General features: G+C 72.5%; 19 protein-coding genes. 12 read left to right on the top strand and 7 right to left on the bottom strand.

Annotated elements, in window-relative coordinates; genetic code table 11:
• Positions 1-16 precede the first annotated feature (16 nt).
• On the top strand, positions 17-364 hold the full coding sequence (locus tag AC4F3Q_RS07255) for an RNA polymerase-binding protein RbpA (RefSeq protein WP_168447451.1): 348 nt from the start codon (positions 17-19) through the stop codon (positions 362-364).
• An 85-nt stretch (positions 365-449) separates the two neighbouring features.
• Here the strand turns inward: AC4F3Q_RS07255 and pgl are convergent, their stop codons facing one another.
• The 5 genes from pgl to tkt form a co-directional block, all read right to left on the bottom strand.
• Positions 450-1,220 (bottom strand): 6-phosphogluconolactonase, encoded by a 771-nt coding sequence (gene pgl, locus AC4F3Q_RS07250; RefSeq protein WP_491039378.1) that lies wholly within the window; start codon positions 1,218-1,220, stop codon positions 450-452.
• On the bottom strand, positions 1,217-2,134 hold the full coding sequence (opcA, locus tag AC4F3Q_RS07245) for a glucose-6-phosphate dehydrogenase assembly protein OpcA (protein ID WP_491039377.1): 918 nt from the start codon (positions 2,132-2,134) through the stop codon (positions 1,217-1,219). The genes pgl and opcA overlap by 4 nt, the downstream gene beginning before the upstream one ends.
• 58 nt (positions 2,135-2,192) lie before the next feature.
• The gene (gene zwf / locus AC4F3Q_RS07240; RefSeq protein ID WP_168447448.1) at positions 2,193-3,749 is read right to left on the bottom strand and encodes a glucose-6-phosphate dehydrogenase; all 1,557 of its coding nucleotides are present in this window, start codon (positions 3,747-3,749) and stop codon (positions 2,193-2,195) included.
• Positions 3,746-4,888: a transaldolase gene (tal, locus tag AC4F3Q_RS07235; protein WP_491039376.1), complete on the bottom strand. Its 1,143-nt coding sequence runs from the start codon at positions 4,886-4,888 to the stop codon at positions 3,746-3,748. The genes zwf and tal overlap by 4 nt, the downstream gene beginning before the upstream one ends.
• Before the next feature lie 153 nt (positions 4,889-5,041).
• On the bottom strand, positions 5,042-7,198 hold the full coding sequence (gene tkt, locus AC4F3Q_RS07230) for a transketolase (RefSeq protein ID WP_491039375.1): 2,157 nt from the start codon (positions 7,196-7,198) through the stop codon (positions 5,042-5,044).
• Between the two features lie 410 nt (positions 7,199-7,608).
• Here tkt and AC4F3Q_RS07225 point away from each other — a divergent pair, with 410 nt between their 5' ends.
• From AC4F3Q_RS07225 to AC4F3Q_RS07180, 10 genes are all read left to right on the top strand, one after another.
• Entirely contained in the window at positions 7,609-8,550 is a 942-nt protein-coding gene (locus tag AC4F3Q_RS07225) for a heme o synthase (RefSeq protein WP_491039374.1), read from the top strand.
• Between the two features lie 54 nt (positions 8,551-8,604).
• Positions 8,605-9,597, top strand: a complete 993-nt coding sequence (locus AC4F3Q_RS07220) for a site-specific tyrosine recombinase XerD (RefSeq protein ID WP_491039373.1) — start codon at positions 8,605-8,607, stop codon at positions 9,595-9,597.
• A 36-nt stretch (positions 9,598-9,633) separates the two neighbouring features.
• A complete protein-coding gene (locus AC4F3Q_RS07215; protein ID WP_098456962.1) occupies positions 9,634-10,509 on the top strand; it encodes a ParA family protein in 876 nt (291 codons plus the stop codon).
• A complete protein-coding gene (locus AC4F3Q_RS07210) occupies positions 10,478-11,389 on the top strand; it encodes a segregation and condensation protein A (RefSeq protein ID WP_491039372.1) in 912 nt (303 codons plus the stop codon). The genes AC4F3Q_RS07215 and AC4F3Q_RS07210 overlap by 32 nt, the downstream gene beginning before the upstream one ends.
• Positions 11,386-12,078, top strand: a complete 693-nt coding sequence (gene scpB, locus AC4F3Q_RS07205) for an SMC-Scp complex subunit ScpB (protein ID WP_491039371.1) — start codon at positions 11,386-11,388, stop codon at positions 12,076-12,078. Before AC4F3Q_RS07210 ends, scpB begins: the two co-directional genes overlap by 4 nt.
• Positions 12,075-13,043, top strand: a complete 969-nt coding sequence (locus AC4F3Q_RS07200; RefSeq protein WP_491039370.1) for a pseudouridine synthase — start codon at positions 12,075-12,077, stop codon at positions 13,041-13,043. Before scpB ends, AC4F3Q_RS07200 begins: the two co-directional genes overlap by 4 nt.
• Positions 13,044-13,068: 25 nt before the next feature.
• Positions 13,069-13,836 (top strand): (d)CMP kinase, encoded by a 768-nt coding sequence (cmk, locus tag AC4F3Q_RS07195; RefSeq protein ID WP_491039369.1) that lies wholly within the window; start codon positions 13,069-13,071, stop codon positions 13,834-13,836.
• Positions 13,833-14,537 (top strand): lysophospholipid acyltransferase family protein, encoded by a 705-nt coding sequence (locus tag AC4F3Q_RS07190; RefSeq protein WP_491039368.1) that lies wholly within the window; start codon positions 13,833-13,835, stop codon positions 14,535-14,537. The genes cmk and AC4F3Q_RS07190 overlap by 4 nt, the downstream gene beginning before the upstream one ends.
• 89 nt (positions 14,538-14,626) lie before the next feature.
• Positions 14,627-16,168, top strand: a complete 1,542-nt coding sequence (der, locus tag AC4F3Q_RS07185; RefSeq protein WP_098456958.1) for a ribosome biogenesis GTPase Der — start codon at positions 14,627-14,629, stop codon at positions 16,166-16,168.
• A gap of 97 nt (positions 16,169-16,265) precedes the next feature.
• Positions 16,266-17,201, top strand: coding sequence for a cation diffusion facilitator family transporter (locus tag AC4F3Q_RS07180; protein ID WP_491039367.1), 936 nt, complete (start codon positions 16,266-16,268; stop codon positions 17,199-17,201).
• A 19-nt stretch (positions 17,202-17,220) separates the two neighbouring features.
• Here AC4F3Q_RS07180 and AC4F3Q_RS07175 read toward each other — a convergent pair whose 3' ends face one another.
• Complete coding sequence (locus AC4F3Q_RS07175; RefSeq protein ID WP_491039366.1) at positions 17,221-18,045, bottom strand: hypothetical protein; 825 nt, start codon at positions 18,043-18,045, stop codon at positions 17,221-17,223.
• Entirely contained in the window at positions 18,042-18,653 is a 612-nt protein-coding gene (locus AC4F3Q_RS07170) for an RNA polymerase sigma factor (protein WP_491039365.1), read from the bottom strand. Before AC4F3Q_RS07170 ends, AC4F3Q_RS07175 begins: the two co-directional genes overlap by 4 nt.
• Positions 18,654-18,733: 80 nt before the next feature.
• On the opposite strand from AC4F3Q_RS07170, the gene hrpB reads away from it, so the two are divergent.
• The gene (hrpB, locus tag AC4F3Q_RS07165) at positions 18,734-21,304 is read left to right on the top strand and encodes an ATP-dependent helicase HrpB (RefSeq protein WP_491039364.1); all 2,571 of its coding nucleotides are present in this window, start codon (positions 18,734-18,736) and stop codon (positions 21,302-21,304) included.
• Positions 21,305-21,394 lie beyond the last annotated feature (90 nt).

Here is a 21,394-nt window from a genome sequence, read left to right as displayed (position 1 = left end):
AGACAGGGGAGAGACAGTGGCTGGAGCAAGTGCCATCAGGGGATCGCGCGTCGGCGCGGGACCCATGGGGGAGTCTGAGCGCGGCGACGTGGCCGCGCGCGTCTACGTGTCGTACTGGTGCGCCAACGGCCACGAGACTCGTCCCAGCTTTTCCGACGAGACGGCCATCGAGGTCCCGACCGAGTGGGACTGCCCGCGCTGCGGGTTCCCGGCAGGCCAGGATCGGCTGAACCCGCCGTCGCCGTCGCGGAACGAGCCGTACAAGACGCACCTCGCCTACGTGAAGGAGCGTCGGTCCGACGAAGACGGTGAGGCGCTCCTCGACGAGGCCCTCGCAGCGCTGCGCAAACGACGCGGCAGCTGAGCAGGGACCGCGACGCGCACGACGAACGGCTGAGGCCGCCACCCCCACGGGGTGGCGGCCTCAGCCGTCTCTGCTGCCTGAGCTGTCAGCCGTGGTCGCCGGCGCCCGCCTCGGCCGCTGCGGCGGCGTCCACGAGCCAGAGCGTGAGGTCCTGGCCTGTCGCACCCGCGACGGGGGAGTCGGTGACGGATGCGCCGCTGAGCCCGGCGTGCACGCCCGCGGCCTTCTCTGCGCCGGCGGCGACGATCCACACCTCACGTGCGCTCCGGATCGCGTCGAACGTCAGCGAGACCCGCAGCGGCGGGGGCTTGGGCGAGTCGACGATCCCGGTCGTCGCGACGCCGACGACCTCGAGCTCCGGCCGCCCGGGGAAGAGCGACGCCACGTGGTGGTCGGGCCCCATGCCGAGCATGAGCACGTCGAACCGCGGGGTCGATTCGCCCGGGGTGGCGAAGCGGGCGAGCTCGCTCGCGTACTCTCGCGCCGCGTCGTCCTGCGTGAAGCCGGGGTCGTCGGGACGAGCCGCGGGGATCGCGTGGACGTTCTCGTGCGGGAGGGTCGGGAGGTGGTCGAGCAAAGCCTCGCGTGCCTGCTGGACGTTGCGATCCGGGTGCCCCGCAGGGACGAACCGGTCGTCGCCCCACCAGAGGTGCACCGTGCCCCAGTCGACGGCGTCCCGCACGGGGTGCGCGGCGATGTCGGCAAGGACCTTGATGCCGACGGTGCCGCCTGTCAGGACGACGTGGACGGGGGCGTGCACGGACTGCAGGTCGAGGAGGCGCGTCAGCAGTCGCGACGCCGTCGCCTGCGCGAGGACGTCCGCGTCCGGGTGGACGACGACGCGGCGGGCGCTCATGCGCCGATCCTCGTGAGCCCGCGCGTGAGGACCTCGCCGTACATCTCGTCCGGGTCGAGGCGACGCAGCTCCTCCGCGATGCACTCGTGCAGCTGGCGGACCGGCAGCGCGATGCGGTGGTCCGGCTGGCCGGACTGCGCGAGGGTCGCGACCTTGCCGCTCGGGCGCGACAGCGAGATCTGGCCGGAAGCGCGCTCGAGCGTGATGCGCGTGACGGCCTGTGCGCCGGGTGTCCGGCGGATCTCGACCTCGGTGTCGAGCGCATGGCCGAGCCAGGCCCCGAGCAGGTCGACCGACGAGTGGTCCGGCACACCCTCGACGACGACCTTCTCGACCGGCTCGAACGGCGGCTGGTCGAGCGTCGCGGCGATGAGCCCGCGCCAGATCGTCGTTCGTGTCCACGCGAGATCGGTGTCGCCAGGCGTGTACGCCGCGGCAAGGCGGCGCAGGGTGCCGCACGGGTCGGAGCTCGAGTACGAGTCGGTGATCCTGCGGCTCGCCATCGACCCGACGATGTCCTTCGCCGGGTGCGCAGGTGCCTCGTGCGGCCACCAGGCGACGATCGGGGCGTCCGGAAGCAGGAGCGGCATGATGAGCGTGTCGGCGTGCTCCATGGTCGACGCGGGGCCCTTGAGCACCACGACCTCGCTCGCGCCCGCGTCACCGCCGAGGCGGATCTGCGCGTCGAGAGAGTTGTCCGACGCGTTCGTCGTCGAGGCGAGCACGATGATGCGGCACGGATGCTCCCGTGACGCGTCGTTCGCGGCGTCGATCGCCTCGTCGGCGTCCTGCTCGTCCGTGATGATCAGGAGCGTGAGCACGCGGCCGAGAGCGACCGCGCCACCCTCCTGGCGCAGCTTGATGAGCTTCTTCGCGACCGTGCTCGTGGTCGTCTGGGGAAGGTCGATGATCACTGGTGCTCCTGGGTCGTGACGTGCGGTGCGAGCGCGCGGGTCGGTGGCAGGACGCTGCTCACGGTCGCCGCCAGGAGCGGCCGTCGCGTGCGAGCATCTCGTCGGCGCTCGCCGGGCCCCACGTGCCGGACCGGTAGGCGTCGGGCTTCCCGGCCGCCGCCCACGCGTCGAGGATCGGGTCGAGGATCTTCCACGAGAGCTCGACCTCCTCGTGGCGGGGGAACAGGGGAGGCTCGCCGAGCAGGACAGAGAGGATCAGACGCTCGTACGCCTCCGGGGAGGACTGCGTGAAGGCGTGCCCGTAGCCGAAGTCCATCGTGACGTCGCGGACCTCCATCGCCGTCCCGGGGACCTTGGCGCCGAACCGGATCGTCACACCCTCGTCCGGCTGCACGCGGATGACGATGGCGTTCTTGCCGAGCTCGGAGGTCTCGGTCGAGTCGAACGGCAGGTGCGGGGCGGACTTGAAGACGACGGCGATCTCTGTGACGCGGCGTCCGAGACGCTTTCCGGCGCGCAGGTAGAACGGGACACCCGCCCAGCGGCGGTTGTCGATGTCGACGCGGATCGCCGCGAACGTCTCCGTCGTCGACTCGGGATCGGTGCCGTCCTCGTCGAGGTAGCCCTTGACCTCGGCGCCGGCCTGCCAGCCGGCGGTGTACTGGCCGCGTGCCGTGTGCCGCTCGAGGTCCTCGGGGAGGGTGACCGCGTTGAGGACCTTGATCTTCTCGGCGATGAGGTCCTCGGCGGCGAACGACGCAGGCTCCTCCATGGCCGTGAGGGCGAGGAGCTGCAGGAGGTGGTTCTGGATGACGTCGCGCGCCGCGCCGATGCCGTCGTAGTACCCGGCTCGGCCGCCGATGCCGATGTCCTCGGCCATCGTGATCTGGACGTGGTCGACGTAGTGGTTGTTCCAGATCGGCTCGTACATCTGGTTCGCGAACCGCAGCGCGAGCAGGTTGAGGACCGTCTCCTTGCCGAGGTAGTGGTCGATGCGGAAGACCGACTCCGGCTCGAACACCTCGGACACGACGTCGTTGAGCTCGCGAGCCGTCTCGAGGTTGTGACCGAACGGCTTCTCGACGACGACGCGACGCCACGGCGTCTCGGCCCCGTCGCCCTCCTCCGTGCGGGACAGTCCTGAGCGGGAGAGCTGGCGGCACACGACGGGGAACGCGCTCGGTGGCACGGACAGGTAGAAGGCGTGGTTGCCGCGGGTGCCCCGCTCGATGTCGAGCTCGTGGACGGTCTGGGCGAGGCGCTCGAACGCCTCGTCGTCGTCGAACGAGCCCTGGACGAACCGGATGCCCTCCGCGAGCTGGGCCCACGTCTCCTCGCGGAACGGGGTGCGAGCATGCTCCTTGACGGCGTCGTGCACGACCTTGGCGAAGTCCTGGTCGTCCCAGTCGCGGCGTGCGAAACCGGTCAGGGCGAAGCCCGGCGGCAGGAGGCCGCGGTTGGACAGGTCGTAGACCGCCGGCATGAGCTTCTTGCGGGCGAGGTCGCCCGTGACCCCGAAGATGACGAGGCTGCACGGCCCCGCGATGCGCGGCAGGCGCAGGTCCCGGGCGTCACGCAGCGGGTTGGTCTCGGCGTTCACCACGGCAGGGCTCACTGGCCGTCCTCCTGGGATTCGGTCCTGGCGGTCGTCAGAGCCTGCTCGACCGAGGTCAGCAGGTCTGTCCAGCTCGCCAGGAACGTGTCGACGCCCTCGCGCTCGAGTCGCTCGGTGACCTCGTCCAGATCGATACCGATCCGTGCGAGCGTCGCGACGCGCTCCGCCGCGCGGGGCAGGGCTGACGTGATGGTATCCACGCCGTCGGTCGTGGTGCGACCGCGTTCCACGACGGCGTCAAGGGTCTTCCGGGGCATCGTGTTGATCGTGTCCGGGGCGACCAGCTCGTCGACGTAGAGGGTGTCCGGGTAGGCGGGATTCTTGACGCCGGTCGAGGCCCACAGGGGCCGCTGGACGTGCGCGCCGTGCGCGGCGAGGGTGCGCCAGCGCGAGGTCGACACCGTCTCGAGGTGCTGCTGGTAGGCGAGCTGCGCGTTCGCGACGGCGATCGTCCCGAGCAGGCCGGCCGCCTCCGCGTGCTCGGACTGTGCGAGGAGGCGGTCGACAGCAGTGTCGACGCGGGACACGAAGAACGAGGCGACCGAGCGGATCGTCCCCAGGTCGGTGCCGTCGTCCCAAGCGCGTTCGAGACCGGTCAGGTATGCGTCGATCACCTCGCGGTAGCGCGAGAGGGAGAAGATCAGCGTCACGTTGACGCTGATGCCGGCGGCGATCGTCGTCTCGATCGCGGGCAGGCCGGCGGGCGTCGCGGGGATCTTGACGAGGATGTTGGGCCGGTCGACGGCCGCCCAGAGCGCTGCGGCCTGCTCGACGGTCGCGTCCGTGTCGTGGGCGAGGCGAGGGTCGACCTCGATCGAGACGCGTCCGTCCCGACCGCCGGTGGCGTCGAACACGGGGCGGAGCACGTCGGCCGCCTCGCGCACGTCCTCGGTCGTCAGCGCGTGGACGGTCCTCGCGGCGTCGTCACCTGCAGCCGCGTGCGCGCGCAGCGCGTCCTCGTACCCGACGCCGGCGCTGATCGCCGCGGCGAAGATGCTCGGGTTCGTCGTGACGCCGACGACGCCGGTCTCGGTGACGAGGCGAGCGAGCCCGCCCGCGCGCACGAGAGGTCGGGAGAGGTCGTCGAGCCAGACGGCGACCCCGGAGCGGGAGAGGTAGGTGAGGGGGGAGACGGTCATCGTGAGCTCCTTGCGGTACGGCACGTACCCGGTGCCGTGGGACGGCCGAGCCAGCGACCGCGCTGGTGGCGCCGCGGACGGCGCGCGCCTCCGATGACCGGAGACGGCTGTGGGCGCCGCAGAACGCGGCGCCCACAGCGTCGTCGGCTCAGGTCAGGCGTGGGCAGCCTGGACCGACGCGAGAGACTCCTTCGCGTGCTTGACCACGTTCTCGGCGGTGAAGCCGAACTCCTCGAAGAGCTTCTCCGCGGCGGCCGATGCGCCGTAGTGCTCGAGGCTGACCGCACGGCCGTGCTCGCCGAGGTAGCGGTACCAGGAGAGCGCGATGCCCGCCTCGACCGAGACGCGGGCGCGCACGGACGACGGGATGACCGACTCGCGGTACGCCGCGTCCTGCTCCTCGAACCACTCGAGGCAGGGGAGGGACACGACGCGCGTCGGGACGCCCTCGGCCTCGAGAGCCTCGCGGGCCGCGACAGCGATCTGGACCTCGGAGCCCGTGGCGAGGAGCAGCACCTCAGGGGCGCCGTTCGAGGCGTCCAGGAGCGTGTAGGCGCCGCGCGCGACGCCCTCGGCCGAGGCGTAGCCCTGCTCCCCGCGCGGGAAGGTGGGGACGTTCTGGCGCGTGAGGATGAGGCCGACGGGGCCCCGGTCGCGCTCGAGTATCGCCCTCCAGGCCTGGGCGGTCTCGTTGGCGTCCGCGGGACGGACGATCGAGAGGCCCGGGATGGCACGCGTCGCGGCGAGGTGCTCGACCGGCTGGTGGGTCGGACCGTCCTCGCCGAGGCCGATCGAGTCGTGGGTCCACACGTAGGTCGCGGGGGTCTCCATGAGCGCCGCGAGGCGCACCGCGCCGCGCATGTAGTCGCTGAACTGGAAGAACGTGCCACCGTAGGGGCGCGTGAGCCCGTGCAGCGCGATGCCCGAGAGGATCGCCCCCATGCCGTGCTCGCGGATGCCGAAGTGCAGCGTGCGGCCGTACTGGTCGCCAGCGAACTCGTGGCTCGAGCGGTGCGCGGGGATGAACGACGGCTGCCCGTTCATCGTCGTGTTGTTCGAGCCGGCGAGGTCGGCGGAGCCGCCCCAGAGCTCGGGCAGCGTGTCAGCGAGAGCCGTGAGGATCTTGCCGGACGCGGCGCGCGTCGCGACGGACGAGCCGGTCTCGAAGACGGGGAGCGCGGACTCCCAGCTTGCGGGCAGCTCCCGGGCTACGAGGCGGTCGAGCAGCGCTGCGCGCTCCGGGTTGGCGGCGCGCCACTCGGCGACCTTCGCGTCCCACTCGGCGTGCAGCGCCTTGCCACGCTCCTGCAGCTCGCGCGTGTGCGCGATGACGGCGGGCTCGACGTCGAACGACGTGTCCGTCGGGAAGCCCAGGAGCTCCTTGAGCGCGGCGATCTCCGTGCCGCCGAGCTTCGAGCCGTGGGACGCGTGGTCGTTCTGCTTCGTGGGGGACGGCCACGCGATGATCGTGCGGAGGCGGATGAACGACGGCTTCGTCGTCTCGGCGACGGCGGCGGCGATCGCAGCGTCGAGCGCCTCGATGTCCTCCGTGTAACCGTTCTCGCCCTTGATCCAGTCGACGGTCTGGACGTGCCAGCCGTACGCCTCGTAGCGGGCCGCGACGTCCTCGGTGAAGGCGATAGACGTGTCGCCCTCGATCGAGATGCGGTTGTCGTCCCAGATCACCACGAGGTTGCCGAGCTCCTGGGTGCCGGCGACCGAGCTGGCCTCGGAGGTCACACCCTCCTGGAGGTCGCCGTCGGACGCGAGCACGAAGACGCGGTGGTCGAACGGGCTCTCCCCGGGGGCCGCGTCGGGGTCGAGGAGGCCGCGCTCACGGCGCTGCGCCATGGCCATGCCGACGGCGGACGCGAGGCCCTGGCCGAGCGGGCCGGTCGTGATCTCGACGCCCTTGGTGTGGTGCACCTCGGGGTGACCGGGGGTGAGGCTGCCCCACGTGCGCAGAGCCTCGATGTCCTCGATCTCGAGGCCGAACCCGCCGAGGTAGAGCTGGACGTACTGGGTGAGGCTGCTGTGGCCGCAGGACAGCACGAACCGGTCGCGGCCGACCCAGGTGGTGTCCGTCGGGTCGTGGCGGAGCCAGTTCTGGTACAGCAGATAAGCCACCGGTGCGAGGGAGATAGCAGTCCCGGGGTGCCCGTTGCCGACCTTCTCAACCGCGTCGGCGGCGAGGACGCGTGCCGTGTCGACGGCGCGGCGGTCGAGGTCGTTCCAAGGCAGGGGACGTGCGGGGGTGAACGTGTTCACCGAACCTCTTTTCCGCCCCGGTGACTCGTCGTGCCGGGGCATCGTGGGATGCGACAGAACTCAGGTGTCGGCGTCGAGGTCTCTCCGGTCCGCTGCGTCGCGCGCGGAGACGGGGTCCTGGAGGCGCGCATCGCGCCCAGGGAGTGAATGTGAACGCTCACTCTCGGGCGGCAGGACGCAGGCCCCGCTCCGGACCGACGTGACAAGCCTAACGTTCGGGCCGTCGGTGGGGGTGCATGACCACCACGTGAACCTCGGCGTGGACGCGTCCTGCCTCGCCGGACGTGTGGCACAGGCAACTGGTGGGGCACCTGCCGCGCCGTCGACGAAGCACTAGCATGGGGTGACCTGCGCCGTGCGGGACCTAAGACCGGGCCTCACCGGGCCAGGCGACGCACGCGCCCGCTCCGGCTGGCGTCAGCGCACCGACGAGGAACGGATACCTGACGAGCGTGCACCACTCGACGGCTTCACGGCCCAGCGACCTCGCTGGTCGCGCGCAGAGCGCCGGCTGGCGCGCCACCGTCGGCGCGTACGTCTCCCTGACGAAGCCCCGCATCATCGAGCTGCTCCTCGTGACCACGGTGCCGACGATGTTCCTCGCGCAGGGCGGTCTCCCGCCGCTGATGCTCATCGTCCACACGCTGTGCGGAGGTGCTCTCGCAGCCGCGAGCGCCAACGTCTTCAACTGCTACATCGATCGCGACATCGACGAGCTCATGGTCCGCACGCGCAAGCGGCCGATGGTGACGGGTGCGATCTCCGGGCCTGCAGCGCTCGTGTTCGGGTCCGCGCTCGGCGTCGCGGCACTCGTGTGGCTCGGCCTCGGCGCGAACTGGCTCTCGAGCCTGCTCGCGGGCGCCGCGATCCTGCTCTACGTGGTCTTCTACACGCTGATCCTCAAGCGCCGCACGTCGCAGAACATCGTCTGGGGCGGCGTCGCGGGCTGCATGCCGGTCCTCATCGGCTGGTCCGCCGTCGCCGGCCGCCTCGACTGGGCGCCGCTCGCACTGTTCGGCGTCGTGTTCTTCTGGACGCCGCCGCACTACTGGCCGCTGTCGATGAAGTTCCGCAAGGACTACGCGAACGCCGGGGTCCCGATGCTCCCGGTCGTCGCGTCCGACCGCCGCGTCGCAGGCGAGATGATCGCCTACACCGTCGCGATGATCGCGTGCTCCCTCGTGCTGGTCCCGCTCAGCACGCTCGGCTGGGTCTACGCGCTCAGCGCGGCCGCCCTCGGCGCCTGGTTCCTCGCCGACTGCATCACCCTGCTGCGGCGCACGGTCGACCCGTCGCGAGGCAAGCCCAAGGCGATGCGCGTCTTCCACGCGTCGATCACGTACCTGACGCTGCTGAGCCTCGCCGTCGTCGTCGACGTGCTGCTCCCGTTCTGACGCGCCGCGGCGCGTACCTGCGCGTCAGGTCGGGATCGGCGTAGCCTGGCGCGCATGACCGACGCCGACGCCCCCGTGACCGGCGGCGACGCACCCGTCGAGGTGCCGTCAGGTCTCGACCGGACCGTGCGCCAGTACCTTGCGCACCTGCGCGTCGAGCGGGGCCTGTCCCCGAACACGCTCGACGCCTACCGGCGCGACCTCGAACGCCACGTCGCCTTCCTCGCCTCCCGCGGAGTCCAGACGCCCGACAGCGTGACCCCCGAGGACCTCGAGGCGTACGTGGCCGCGGTGCGCACCGGGGACGACGGCGGCACGACGCTCTCGGCGTCGTCGACCGCCCGCTCGATCGCGGCCGTGCGAGGCTGGCTGCGGTTCTGCGAGCTCGAGGGGACGGTGCGCGTCAACCCGGCCACCGCGCTGCGCCCACCCGCGCAGCCGCGACGCCTGCCGAAGGCGATCAGCGTCGAGGACGTCACGCGCATCATCGAGGCGGCCGGCACCGGCGACGGGCCCGTGCCGCTCCGCGACCGCGCTCTCCTCGAGCTCGTCTACTCGACCGGTGCGCGCATCTCGGAGGCGGTCGGTCTCACCGTCGACGACCTCGACCTGACGCGGGGAGCAGCGAGCGTCCGCCTGTTCGGCAAGGGCCGCAAGGAGCGCATCGTCCCGCTCGGCTCGTACGCGTGCGACGCGATCGAGGCCTACCTCGTGCGAGCGCGGCCAGCGCTCGCCAGCGCGGGCAGGGGAGTCCCCACAGTGTTCCTCAACACGCGCGGCAACCCGCTCTCCCGGCAGAGCGCGTGGGCGGTGCTGCGCAGCGCGTCCGAGCGTTCAGGCATCGAGTCGCCCGAACGGGTGTCGCCCCACACGCTGCGGCACTCGTTCGCGACGCACCTGCTCCAGGGCGGTGCGGACGTGCGAGTCGTCCAGGAGCTCCTGGGGCACGCCTCGGTGACGACCACGCAGATCTACACGCTCGTGACGCCGGACGCCCTGCGTGAGATGTATGTCGCGGCACACCCGCGCGCGCTCGGGCGCAGATGAGCGGGCCGCCGGGGTGCGCTGCGATACCGTAGGCACGTGAACAGCCAGGCCCAGAACCCCGTCCTCTCGGCAACCCTGGACGCCGTGGGTCGGCCTCTGCCCGTCTTCCGGGCGCCCGCCCCGCTCGCGAGCCACGGCCCGGCGCGCATCATCGCGATGTGCAACCAGAAGGGCGGCGTCGGCAAGACGACGACGACGATCAACCTCGCGGCCGCTCTCGCCGAGTACGGCCGCCGCGTGCTCATAGTCGACTTCGACCCGCAGGGCGCCGCGTCCGTGGGCCTGGGCATCAACGCGCACGAGCTCGACCAGACGATCTACAACCTGCTCATGGAGCGCGGGGCGGACATCCGGTCGATCATCCGGCAGACCGCTGTCGAGAACCTCGACCTGCTGCCCGCGAACATCGACCTGTCCGCCGCGGAGGTCCAGCTCGTCGGCGAGGTCGCCCGTGAGAACGTCCTCGCGCGTGTGCTGCGTCCGGTCCTCGACGACTACGACGTCGTGCTGATCGACTGCCAGCCGTCGCTCGGCCTGCTCACCGTCAACGCCCTGACCGCCGCGCACGGCGTCGTCATCCCGCTCGAGTGCGAGTTCTTCGCGCTGCGCGGCGTCGCGCTGCTCATCGAGACGATCGACAAGGTGCGCGACCGACTCAACCCGCGCCTCGAGGTCGACGGCATCGTCGCGACGATGTACGACCCGCGCACGCTGCACTCCCGCGAGGTCGTCCAGCGCGTCCACGAGGCGTTCGGCGACCGGCTCATGCACACGGTCATCGGCCGCACGGTGAAGTTCCCGGACGCGTCGGTCGCGGCAGAGCCGATCACGACGTACGCGCCTCACCACTCGGGTGCGGCGGCGTACCGCCAGCTCGCGCGTGAGCTCGTCGCCCGTGGCGACGCCGCCTGACGCGACCGGAGCGGCCGCGTCCCAGCCCGCACCGGCCGGCACCTTCGAGGTGCACCTCGAGAACTTCTCGGGGCCGTTCGACCTGCTGCTGTCGCTCATCGCGAAGCACCGGCTCGACATCACCGAGGTGGCGCTCGCGCGCGTGACGGACGAGTTCATCGCCTACATCCGCGCAGCCGAGAGCGCGTCGCACGACGGCGTGACGAGCTCGTGGGACCTGAGCACCGCGTCGGAGTTCCTCGTCGTCGCGGCGACGCTGCTCGATCTCAAGGCCGCCCGGCTGCTGCCCACCGGGGACGTCGAGGACGAGGAGGACCTCGAGCTGCTCGAGGCTCGCGACCTGCTCTTCGCGCGACTCTTGCAGTACCGGGCGTACAAGGACGTGTCGCGGACGATCGCGGAGCGTCTCGCCGACGAGGGCCGCCGGTTCCCGCGGTCCGTCTCGCTCGAGCCGCAGCACGCGAGCCTGCTGCCCGAGCTCGTGTGGACGCTCGGACCTGAGGGGCTCGCGGCGGTCGCTGCGAAGGCGCTGCGCCCGCAGGCGCCGCCGCCCGGCGTCGATCTGTCGCACCTGCACGCGCCGGCGGTCAGCGTGCGCGAGCAGGCAGCGATCGTCGTCGCGCACCTCAGGCGCCGCGGTACGACGTCGTTCCGCGCCCTCGTCGCGGACGCAGCCGACACCCTGGTCGTCGTCGTGCGGTTCCTCGCGCTGCTCGAGCTGTTCCGCGACGGGAGCATCGCGTTCGACCAGGCGAGCCCGCTCGGCGACCTGACGGTCCGCTGGGTCGCGGGGGACCGGGCGGCAGACGTGTCGTCGATCGACGAGTTCGAGGGGGCGCCCGTGCCGGTCGTCGCCGGAGCACAGGAGGACGGGTCATGAGCGAGACCGACGTCGGAGGGGCAGAGGTGCTGGAGGGGGAGGTGCCACGCGTGCCCGGCACGGACGGTCAGGTCGACGTGCGCGACCTCCCGGGTGGCCTGCGGGGCGCGCTCGAGGCGGTGCTGATGATCGTCGACGAGCCTGTCTCCGTCGAGCGGCTCGCCCAGGTGACGGGTGTCCCGGTCGTCGAGGTCGCCGTGACGCTCGACACGATGGTCGCGTCCTACCGCGACGAGCAGCGCGGCTTCGAGCTGCGTCAGGTCGGCGGAGGGTGGCGCATCTACTCTGCGCCGGCGTTCGCTGACGTCGTGGCGCAGGTCGTCCTCGAGGGGCAGACCGCCCGCCTCACGCAGGCGGCGCTCGAGACGCTCGCCGTCGTCGCCTACCGTCAGCCGGTCACGCGGGGACAGGTCTCGGCGGTGCGCGGTGTGAACGTCGACGGCGTCATGCGTACCCTGGTAGCACGAGGCCTGGTCGCGGAGGTCGGGACAGAGCCCAGCGGGGCCCATCTCTACGGCACGACCGCCTCGTTCCTCGAGCGCATGGGATTCACCTCGCTCGACCAGCTTCCGCCGCTCGCGCCCTACCTGCCGGACATCGACGGTCTTGACGACCTCGGCCCGCAGACCCGCGTGACGACGGTCCCCGGTGAGCCCAGCTCGCCGACCAGCATGAAGGAGCAGCAGTGAGCAGCAGCGGGAACGGCCGTGGCGGTCGTCAGAACGGTGCAGGACGGTCTCGCGGCCAGGGCGGTGGCCAGGGCGGCGGCCAGCCTTCGCGAGGCGGCACGGGTGGCCGACCGCAGGCCGGTCGCGGCGCAGCCCGCGGCCCCGCACGTGGTGCGCGCAACGAGCCTCCTCGCGGAGCGCGCCCCGAGGCCGCCCGCCGGGAGCCGCGCGAGGCGAAGCCCGACGTCGACGTGCACACCGCGGACGGCGTCCGCCTGCAGAAGGTGCTCGCCCAGGCGGGCCTCGGCTCGCGCCGCGCGTGCGAGCAGCTGATCGAGCAGGGCCGCGTCGAGGTCGATGGTCAGATCGTCCTCGAGCTCGGCGTGCGCATCGACCCGAACGTGCAGTCCGTGCACGTCGACGGCCTGCGCATCCAGCTCGACGACTCGAAGATCACGATCATCTTCAACAAGCCGCTCGGTGTCGTCTCCTCGATGGACGACCCGGAGGGGCGCCCCTGCCTCGCGGACTTCTTCAAGAACCGCTCCGAGCGTCTCTTCCACGTCGGTCGTCTCGACCAGGACAGCGAGGGCCTGCTGATCCTCACGAACGACGGCGAGCTCGCCAACCGTCTGACGCACCCCAAGTACGGGATCGCGAAGACGTACCTCGTCGAGGTCGAGGGTCGCGTCACGCCGCGTGTCGGTGACGCGCTCATCCACGGTGTCGACCTCGACGACGGCCTCGCTCGCCTCGACCGCTACCGGGTCGTCGACTCGACGCCGCAGGCGAGCCTCGTCGAGGTGATCCTGCACGAGGGGCGCAACCGCATCGTGCGCCGCATGTTCGACGCGGTGGGCCACAAGGTCACGCGCCTCGTGCGCGTCCAGATGGGCCCGATCCGTCTGAACGACCTGCCGCCCGGTCGGCACCGCGTGCTCGGCAAGACCGAGCTCGGCACGCTGATGTCAGCCGTCGGCCTCTGACGCGCACGTCCCCGGACCACCACTGATGGAGAGCACGAGCATGCAGCACGAGGAGCGCCACCCCGTCGTCATCGCGGTCGACGGACCGTCCGGGTCAGGCAAGTCGAGCGTGTCGAAGGCGGTCGCCCGCCGTCTCGGCCTCGCGTACCTCGACACGGGCGCGACGTACCGGGCGGCGACCTGGTGGTGCCTGCACCTCGGTCTCGACCTCGCTGACCGCGACGCGGTCGCCGAGGCCGTCCGCACGATGCCGCTCGAGATGGGCGTCGACCCGTCGGTCGAGTCGGTGCTCATCGACGGGCACGACGTCCGTGAGGACATCCGCACGACCCGCATCTCGGAGAAGGTCAGTGCGGTCGCGACGAACCTCGAGGTCCGCGCCGAGCTCGGCCGCCTGCAGCGTGCGCTGATCGACGCGCAGAAGGCGCTCGGCGGGTTCTCGAGCGGCCGCGGCGTCGTCGCGGAGGGCCGTGACATCACGACCGTCGTCGCGCCCGACGCCGACGCGCGCGTCCTGCTCACCGCGAGCGAGGAGGCGCGCCTCGCGCGCCGCGCGCTCGAGCTGCACGGTGATGCTGGCACGGAGGCCGTCGAGGCGACCAAGGACCAGGTGCTGCGGCGCGACCGTGACGACTCGACCGTCGTCGAGTTCCAGGTCGCGGCTGACGGCGTGGTGACGGTCGACTCGTCCGACCTCGACTTCGAGCAGACGATCCAGGCGGTGCTCGACGTCGTCGCGCAGGTCGCGGGGGTCCGCGAGGCCGCGCCGGCAGACACGTCGACCGTCCTGTGAGCACGGCGGCCTCCCTGCCTGCGGCGCGCCGGGCCACGCCGGTCGGCTGGCTGTTGTCGCGGGTCGTGTGGCGTACCCGTGTCGTGGGCGCCGAGAACATGCCGGCCGAGGGTCCGGTGATCGTCGCGGCCAACCACACGGGTGTCATCGACGGTCCCATCGTGTTCGGCGTGAGCCCGCGGCCCGTGCACATGATGATCAAGGAGTCGATGTTCCGAGGGCCGATCGGTTCGTTCCTGCGGTGGTCGGGTCAGATCCCGGTCGACCGGGAGAACGGTCGCCCCGCCCTCGCTGCAGCGCTGTCGGTGCTCAAGCGTGGTGACGTCGTCGGGATCTTCCCGGAGGGGCGCCGCGGGCGCGGCGACCTGTCGGAGGTGCGCGGGGGCGTGGCGTGGCTCGCGCTCGCGTCCGGGGCTCCCGTCGTTCCCGCTGCCGTCCTCGGGACGCGGCGGACGGGCGAGGGGGCAGGTCGGCTGCCCGGCTTCCGGCGTCGTCTGTTCGTCCTGATCGGTGAGCCCGTCACGATGGAGCGTGCGCCGGGCACGACCGGGAAGCAGGCACAGGAGCAGTATGCGCAGCTCGTCGCGAACGCGCTGAAGGCCACGGTCGAGGCCGCGGTCGAGCTCTCGGGCATCGCGCTCCCGCTGGACGACCCGGGTGCTGTCGCACCCGGACGCGGGACGGCCGTCCAGGCGGACTGACGTCCTGCGTGAGCGTCACCCGGGGTGGTGTGACCGAGCAGGTCGCGGCGATGGTCGCCCCGGGCGCGCAAGCCTGGGATGATAGGGCCATGACTTCGCCCGACGAGACCCGGCCCGACGCTGCCCTCACGCACCAGGACACCGACGAGACCGCGGCTGTCGCCGACCAGGTGCCCGCGTACTCCGAGGATGCCGAGGCCGACGCCGCGCGCGAGGAGATGCTCCGCAGCGGCCTCGCCGACTACGAGCTCGGTGAGGACGACCTGGCTCTCCTCGACCTCGACGAGGACGACCTGGACGACCTCCACGGGCCCGCTGCGCTTCCCGTCCTCGCGGTCGTCGGTCGCCCGAACGTCGGCAAGTCGACCCTGGTCAACCGCATCATCGGCCGGCGCGAGGCCGTCGTCGAGGACAAGCCGGGCGTGACCCGCGACCGCGTGTCGTACCAGGCCGAGTGGTCGGGCCGGCAGTTCACGCTCGTCGACACTGGCGGCTGGGAGACCGACGTCATGGGCATCGACGCCTCGGTCGCCAAGCAGGCCGAGATCGCGATCGACCTCGCCGACGCCGTGCTCTTCGTCGTCGACGCGACCGTCGGCCCGACGGCGACCGACGAGCACGTCGTGCGTCTCCTGCGCCGAGCGAAGAAGCCCGTCGTGCTGTGCGCCAACAAGGTCGACGGCCCGCGCTCCGAGGCGGACGCGACCGAGCTGTGGAGCCTCGGCCTCGGCGAGCCGCACCCCGTGTCCGCGCTGCACGGCCGTGGCACGGGCGACCTGCTCGACGCCGCGATGAAGGCGCTGCCGACCGAGACGGCTCATGGCGTCGCCCGTGCGGACGGCCCCCGACGGGTCGCGCTCGTCGGTCGCCCGAACGTCGGCAAGTCCTCCCTGCTGAACAAGGTCGCGGGCTCGAACCGGGTCGTCGTCGACGAGCTCGCGGGAACGACGCGCGACCCGGTCGACGAGCTCATCGAGCTCAAGGGCGTGCCGTGGTGGTTCGTCGACACCGCCGGTATCCGGCGCCGCGTGCACCAGACGTCCGGTGCCGACTTCTACGCGTCGCTGCGTACCCAGGCCGCGATCGAGAAGGCTGAGGTCGCCGTCGTGCTCGTCGACGCCTCCGTGCCGATGACCGAGCAGGACACGCGCGTCATCCAGCAGGTCGTCGACGCGGGCCGCGCCCTCGTCATCGCGTACAACAAGTGGGACCTCATGGACGAGGACCGCCGCAAGTACCTCGAGCGTGAGATCGAGAAGGACCTCGTCCAGATCCAGTGGGCGCCGCGCGTGAACCTCTCGGCGAAGACCGGCTGGCACGCGGAGAAGCTCGTGCCGGCGCTCGAGCACTCCCTCGAGAACTGGGAGCGGCGCATCCCGACCGGCCGTCTCAACGCGTTCCTCGGCGAGCTCGTGGCCGCGCACCCGCACCCGCTGCGCGGCGGCAAGCAGCCGCGCATCCTGTTCGCGACCCAGGTCTCGACGCGCCCGCCGCGCTTCGTGATCTTCGCGTCCGGCTTCATCGAGGCGGGCTACCGTCGCTTCGTCGAGCGACGCCTGCGCGAGACCTTCGACTTCGAGGGCACGCCGATCGAGATCTCGGTGCGCGTGCGCGAGAAGCGCAAGCGCTGACCCGACGAACTGCCGCCACGAATGTGCGCGATCTGCTGCTCTGGGCAGCAGATCGCGCACATTCTCGCTTCCGGGGGCGGGTGGCTAGGATCGCTGGATGAGCAGGGGCGGGCACACGGGGCACGATCACGGGGCAGGGCTCGATCCCGCTGACCAGCGGGGCCGCCTGACCGTCGCGTTCGCCGTCACGGCGGTGATCCTGCTCGCGCAGGCCGTCGGCGCGGTGCTCACGGGGAGCCTCGCGCTCCTCGTCGACACGGCGCACATGCTCACCGACACCGCCGGGCTCGGCATGGCCCTCGGCGCCGCCGCACTCTCGGCCAGGCCCGCGACGTCTCGCCGGACGTGGGGCTGGCGCCGGATCGAGGTCGTCGCTGCCGCCGCGCAGGCGACGCTCCTGCTCGTCGTCGGCGTGTACGTGCTCGTCGAGGGCGTGCAGCGGTTCTTCGACCCGCCCGAGGTGCCGTCGACCGAGCTGCTCGTCTTCGGCGTCATCGGCTTGGTCGGCAACCTGGTGTCGATCGCGGTGCTCGCCGGTGGGCGACGGTCGAGCTTCAACATGCGGGCCGCGTTCCTCGAGGTGCTCAACGACGCCCTCGGGTCCGTCGCGGTGATCGTTGCTGCGATCCTCATCCGGACCACGGGATGGCTGCAGGCCGACGCGGTCGCCGGCCTCGTCATCGGCGCGCTCATCCTGCCGCGCGCGCTGCGGCTCCTGCGGGAGACGGGCGACGTGCTCCTCGAGTCCGCGCCGCCCGGCCTGGACCTCGATGACGTCCGCGCGCACATGCTCGAGGTCGAGCACGTGCTCGACGTGCACGACCTGCACGCCTCCCTCGTCGCGACCGGCCTGCCGGTGATCTCCGCGCACGTGGTGGTGGAGGACTCGTGCTTCGCGGACGGGCACGCGCCGCGCATCCTCGATGCGCTCCAGGAGTGCGTCGCGTCCCACTTCGACGTCGCCGTCGACCACTCGACGTTCCAGCTTGAGCCAGCGGGCCACGTGGACCACGAGCACCACCCGTACTGCTGACCGTCGCCGACGGGAGGTCTCACCGCTGGTTGTCGAGCGAGCCCCCGACGGTCCCGTCCTGGAGGTACCAGGTCAGGGAGTAACGGACGTGCTGCGAGTCCTGCGGCCACCAGGCCCCGAACCAGCCGCCCGCGACGCTCGCGACCACCGTGCGCGGCTCGCGGCCCGGCCGGTCCACCGAGAGCACCACGCGAGCGACCTCGTCCCCGGCATACCCGCCGGCCGACGCCCACGTCGGGTCCCAGCTGCTGAAGACCGGTGTCACCTCGTCGGCAGCAGGTCGCCCCCAGGTGCCCTCCACCCCGGCGGTTCCTCCCTCGACCGCAAGCCCGGCGTCGCCCGTGCGGCGGACGAGGCACGCAGACATGACCGACTCGGTTCCGGAGCCGCTGGCGAACATGGCGTAGACCCAGTCGCCACGCCGCTCGAGGAGCACGGGGTCAGCAAGCGCACCCTGGTCCTGGGCGCGGGCGGCGCAGTAGGCGATCTCGGCGGCCACCGATGCCGGGTCGACGGGCTCCGCCGACGACGTCCAGGTCGCGAAGGCGGGCGAGTCCCCGCCGCGCGGCAGGCCGAGGACCATGGCGACGCCGAGGACGACGCAGGCCGCAGCGAGGAACGTGATGCGTGCACGGCGTCGCTGACGCGCGCGGTCGAGCGGCAGGGTGCGCGCTTCCTGCTCCTTCCGCGCGTCATGCTCGTGCGGCGCGACGGGGGCAGGGTTGTGGTCGCCTGCGATCGCTGCGAGCACGGCCGCGTGCGCGGCATCGAGACGGCGTGGGTCGAGGGGCGCGGGCCCGGGCGCGAGCGCCGAGAGACGCGAGTCGACGGACGGGGTGCTCATGAGGACCTCCTGGTGCTGCTCGGGCCCGCGGGTCCGCCGCGCACCTCAGGGACGCGGGGACGGGAGCCGGGGGCTGGCGACGACGCGGCCGACGGCGCGGGGCCATCCACGAGCGCCTCGAGCCGCCGTCGGGCCCGGTGCAGCCGGACGTGGAACGTCGCCGTCGACACGCCGAGCACAGCGGCCGCCTGACCGGCGGAGAGCCCGTCCCATGCGACGAGGAGCAGCGCCTCGCGCTGCTCCTCGCTCAGGGCTGCGAGCCCGCGCAGCATCGTGTCCCGGTCGAGGGCGACGTCGTCGGCGCCCGACGTCGTCGTCCGTGCGACGGCTGCGAGCCGCGCGAGCTCGACGTCGAGCGCGCGCACGCGACGCTCGGACCTCCGCGCGTTCGCGATCGTGTTGCGCGCGACGACGATCAGCCACGGCATCGGCTCGCCGGGCACGTGCTCCAGGCGCCGCCACGCGACGAGGAACGTCTCGGAGACCACCTCCTGGGCCGTGTCAGGGTCGACGTGCCGCATCGCGTACGCCTGGACCCGGGGCGCGCACGTAGCCCACAGGTGGGCGAAGCGTTCGCCCGGCGTCGGCCCGGTCGGGGGAGTGCTCATACCGAGAAGTGTCCGGCTTCGCGCAGTCCTTACCGAGGACCTCGTCGGAAGGTCGCGCGTGATCCGGCGAGAATAGGCGGATGGAGCCTGCACCCGACGCGATCGCGCGCCTTCTGGCGGACCCGGGCGGCCTGCCAGCGGCCGCGGTGCTGCCCGCGCTCCGCGAGGCGCTGCGCGCACGCGGGGTCGCCGTGGTCCAGGCGCCGCCGGGTACGGGCAAGACGACGCTCGTCCCGCCCGCGGTCGCGTACGAGGTCGGCGGCCGGGTGGTCGTGACGCAGCCGCGTCGGGTCGCAGCACGTGCGGCCGCCCGTCGGCTCGCGTGGCTCCTCGGGGAAGAGGTGGGGCAGACTGTCGGCTACTCCGTCCGTGGTGACTCCCGGACGTCGAGGGCGACGCGCGTCGAGGTCGTGACGACCGGGGTGATGCTGCGGCGCCTGCAGCGCGACCCCGAGCTGGCGGGCGTGTCCGCCGTCGTGCTCGACGAGGTCCACGAGCGCCACCTGGACTCTGACCTGGTCCTTGCGATGCTCGTGGACGTGCGCGCCGCGCTGCGCCCGGACCTTGCCGTCGTCGCGATGTCCGCGACCGTCGAGGCAGGCCGCACAGCCGCGCTGCTCGGGGACGACGCCGCACCCGCAGCGGTCGTGTCGGCGCAGGCCGCGCTGCACCCGGTCGACGTCGTGTGGCGTCCGCTCCCGGCCCGCGCGAGGAGGATGGACGACCGCGGGGTGACGCCCGCGTTCCTCGACCACGTCGCCGTGACCGTCGTCCAGGCCGCGGCGGAGCGCGAAGGTGACGTGCTCGTGTTCGTGCCGGGCGTGCGCGAGATCGACCAGGTCGTGCGACGCCTCGCGAGCGCGGGGCTCGACGCCGCCGTCCTGCCGCTGCACGGCCGCCTGCTGGCCGAGCGGCAGGACGCCGCGCTCATGCCGGGCGGCCGCCGCCGCGTGGTCGTGTCGACCGCTGTCGCCGAGTCGTCGCTGACCGTCCCGGGCGTGCGTGTCGTCGTCGACGCGGGGCTCTCGCGCGAGCCGCGCACCGACCTGCGGCGCGGGCTCGCCGGGCTCGTCACCGTCTCGGTGAGCCGCTCCTCCGCCGAGCAGCGCGCGGGCCGCGCCGGCCGCGAGGCGCACGGCGCGGTGTACCGCTGCTGGTCGCACGAGGACCATGCCCGTCTGCCGGAGCACCCGACGCCTGAGATCCTCACGGCGGACCTCACGTCGTTCCTCCTCGAGACGGCGTGCTGGGGGAGCGAGCTCACGTCGCTCGCGCTGCTCGACCCGCCACCCGAGGCGGCCGCAGCCGTGGCCCGCGAGACGTTGATGATGCTCGGCGCGCTCGACGACGCCGGGCGCGTCACCGAGCGTGGGCGGCGCGTCGCGTCGGTCCCGACGGACCCGCGGCTCGCGCGCGCCCTGCTCGACGCGAGCGACGTCGTCGGGTCCAGGCGTGCGGCCGAGGTGGTCGCGCTGCTCGACCAGGACGTCCGCCGTGGCGACGCCGACCTGGTCGCCGCGCTGCGCGACGTCCGCCGAGGCGGACCTGGCGCGCACGAGTGGCGCGCTTCTGTGCGGCGGCTCGAGGAGCACGGCCGGGCAGCGCGGGGGAGAGGTGAGGGCAGCGGGTCCGAGCGCCTGACCGACGACCTCGCGACCGGCCTCGTCGTCGCGCTCGCGCACCCCGAGCGCGTCGCCCGGCGTCGCCGGACCGGCGGGACGTACCTCATGGTCGGCGGCACGGGCGCGGCGCTGCCCGACGGCGCGGGTCTCGCCGCGTACGAGTGGCTCGCCGTCGCAGACGCGGACCGCGCCCCCGGGCGCCGCGACGCGTACGTGCGCGGTGCCGCACCGCTCGACGAGGACCTCGCGCTCGCCGCAGCCGGGGCCGCACTCGCGGAAGACGCGTCCGTCGTGTGGAAGGACGGGCGCGTCGTCGCGCGCCGCACGACGTCCCTCGGCGCGATCGAGCTGACGAGCGAGGCCTGGACGCCGTCCCCCGAGCAGGTCGCCGGCGTCGTGCGGGATGCGATCGCACAAGACGGCCTCGACGTCCTGCCGTGGAGCGTCGCCGCGCGCTCGCTGCGTGCGCGGCTCGCGGTGCTGCACGGCGCTCTCGGCGCGCCGTGGCCCGACGTCGCCGACGCGGCGCTCCTCGACTCGCTCGACGCGTGGCTCGGACCGTCGCTCGCACGTGTCCGCACGGCCGGCGACCTGCAGCGCGTCGACGTGCTCGGCGGGCTGCGCACCCTCCTGCCGTGGCCGCAGGCCGGACGGCTCGACGAGCTCGCGCCTGAGCGGATCGAGCTGCCCTCGGGTTCGACGGCGAGCGTCGACTACTCCGTGGTCGACGTCGCGAGCGGCGACGCCGCGTCGCAGCAGCCCGTTCTTGCCGTCAAGGTCCAGGAGGTCTTCGGCTGGAGCGAGACGCCGCGCCTCGCCGACGGCCGGGTCCCGCTCCTGCTGCACCTGCTCTCGCCGGCGCGTCGGCCCGTCGCCGTCACCGCGGACCTGCGGTCCTTCTGGGACGGCCCCTACCGCGGGGTGCGTGCCGACATGCGCGGCCGCTACCCGAAGCACGACTGGCCCGAGGACCCGTGGACCGCCGTGCCGTCGACCGGCGTGCGCCGCACCCGACCTTCAGGTCGGTAGCATCTAGGGGTGCGCGTCTCGCGACGCACGCACGCACACCGGTGAGCGATCACCGCCGATCCAGCACCGCGCCCCGCAGCGCGCCCGCAC

This window comes from Flavimobilis sp. BM9, assembly GCF_058313055.1.
This window is presented reverse-complemented; position numbering and strand designations above follow the sequence as displayed.

What these genes read in the sequence shown, in the direction of transcription:
- pgl (WP_491039378.1), bottom strand. Translation starts at nt 1,220, where the DNA reads ATGAGCGCCCGCCGCGTCGTCGTCCACCCGGACGCGGACGTCCTCGCG.
- tal (WP_491039376.1), bottom strand. Translation starts at nt 4,888, where the DNA reads ATGACCGTCTCCCCCCTCACCTACCTCTCCCGCTCCGGGGTCGCCGTC.
- tkt (WP_491039375.1), bottom strand. Translation starts at nt 7,198, where the DNA reads ATGCCCCGGCACGACGAGTCACCGGGGCGGAAAAGAGGTTCGGTGAAC.
- AC4F3Q_RS07220 (WP_491039373.1), top strand. Translation starts at nt 8,605, where the DNA reads ATGACCGACGCCGACGCCCCCGTGACCGGCGGCGACGCACCCGTCGAG.
- scpB (WP_491039371.1), top strand. Translation starts at nt 11,386, where the DNA reads ATGAGCGAGACCGACGTCGGAGGGGCAGAGGTGCTGGAGGGGGAGGTG.
- cmk (WP_491039369.1), top strand. Translation starts at nt 13,069, where the DNA reads ATGGAGAGCACGAGCATGCAGCACGAGGAGCGCCACCCCGTCGTCATC.
- der (WP_098456958.1), top strand. Translation starts at nt 14,627, where the DNA reads ATGACTTCGCCCGACGAGACCCGGCCCGACGCTGCCCTCACGCACCAG.
- AC4F3Q_RS07180 (WP_491039367.1), top strand. Translation starts at nt 16,266, where the DNA reads ATGAGCAGGGGCGGGCACACGGGGCACGATCACGGGGCAGGGCTCGAT.
- AC4F3Q_RS07175 (WP_491039366.1), bottom strand. Translation starts at nt 18,045, where the DNA reads ATGAGCACCCCGTCCGTCGACTCGCGTCTCTCGGCGCTCGCGCCCGGG.
- AC4F3Q_RS07170 (WP_491039365.1), bottom strand. Translation starts at nt 18,653, where the DNA reads ATGAGCACTCCCCCGACCGGGCCGACGCCGGGCGAACGCTTCGCCCAC.
- hrpB (WP_491039364.1), top strand. Translation starts at nt 18,734, where the DNA reads ATGGAGCCTGCACCCGACGCGATCGCGCGCCTTCTGGCGGACCCGGGC.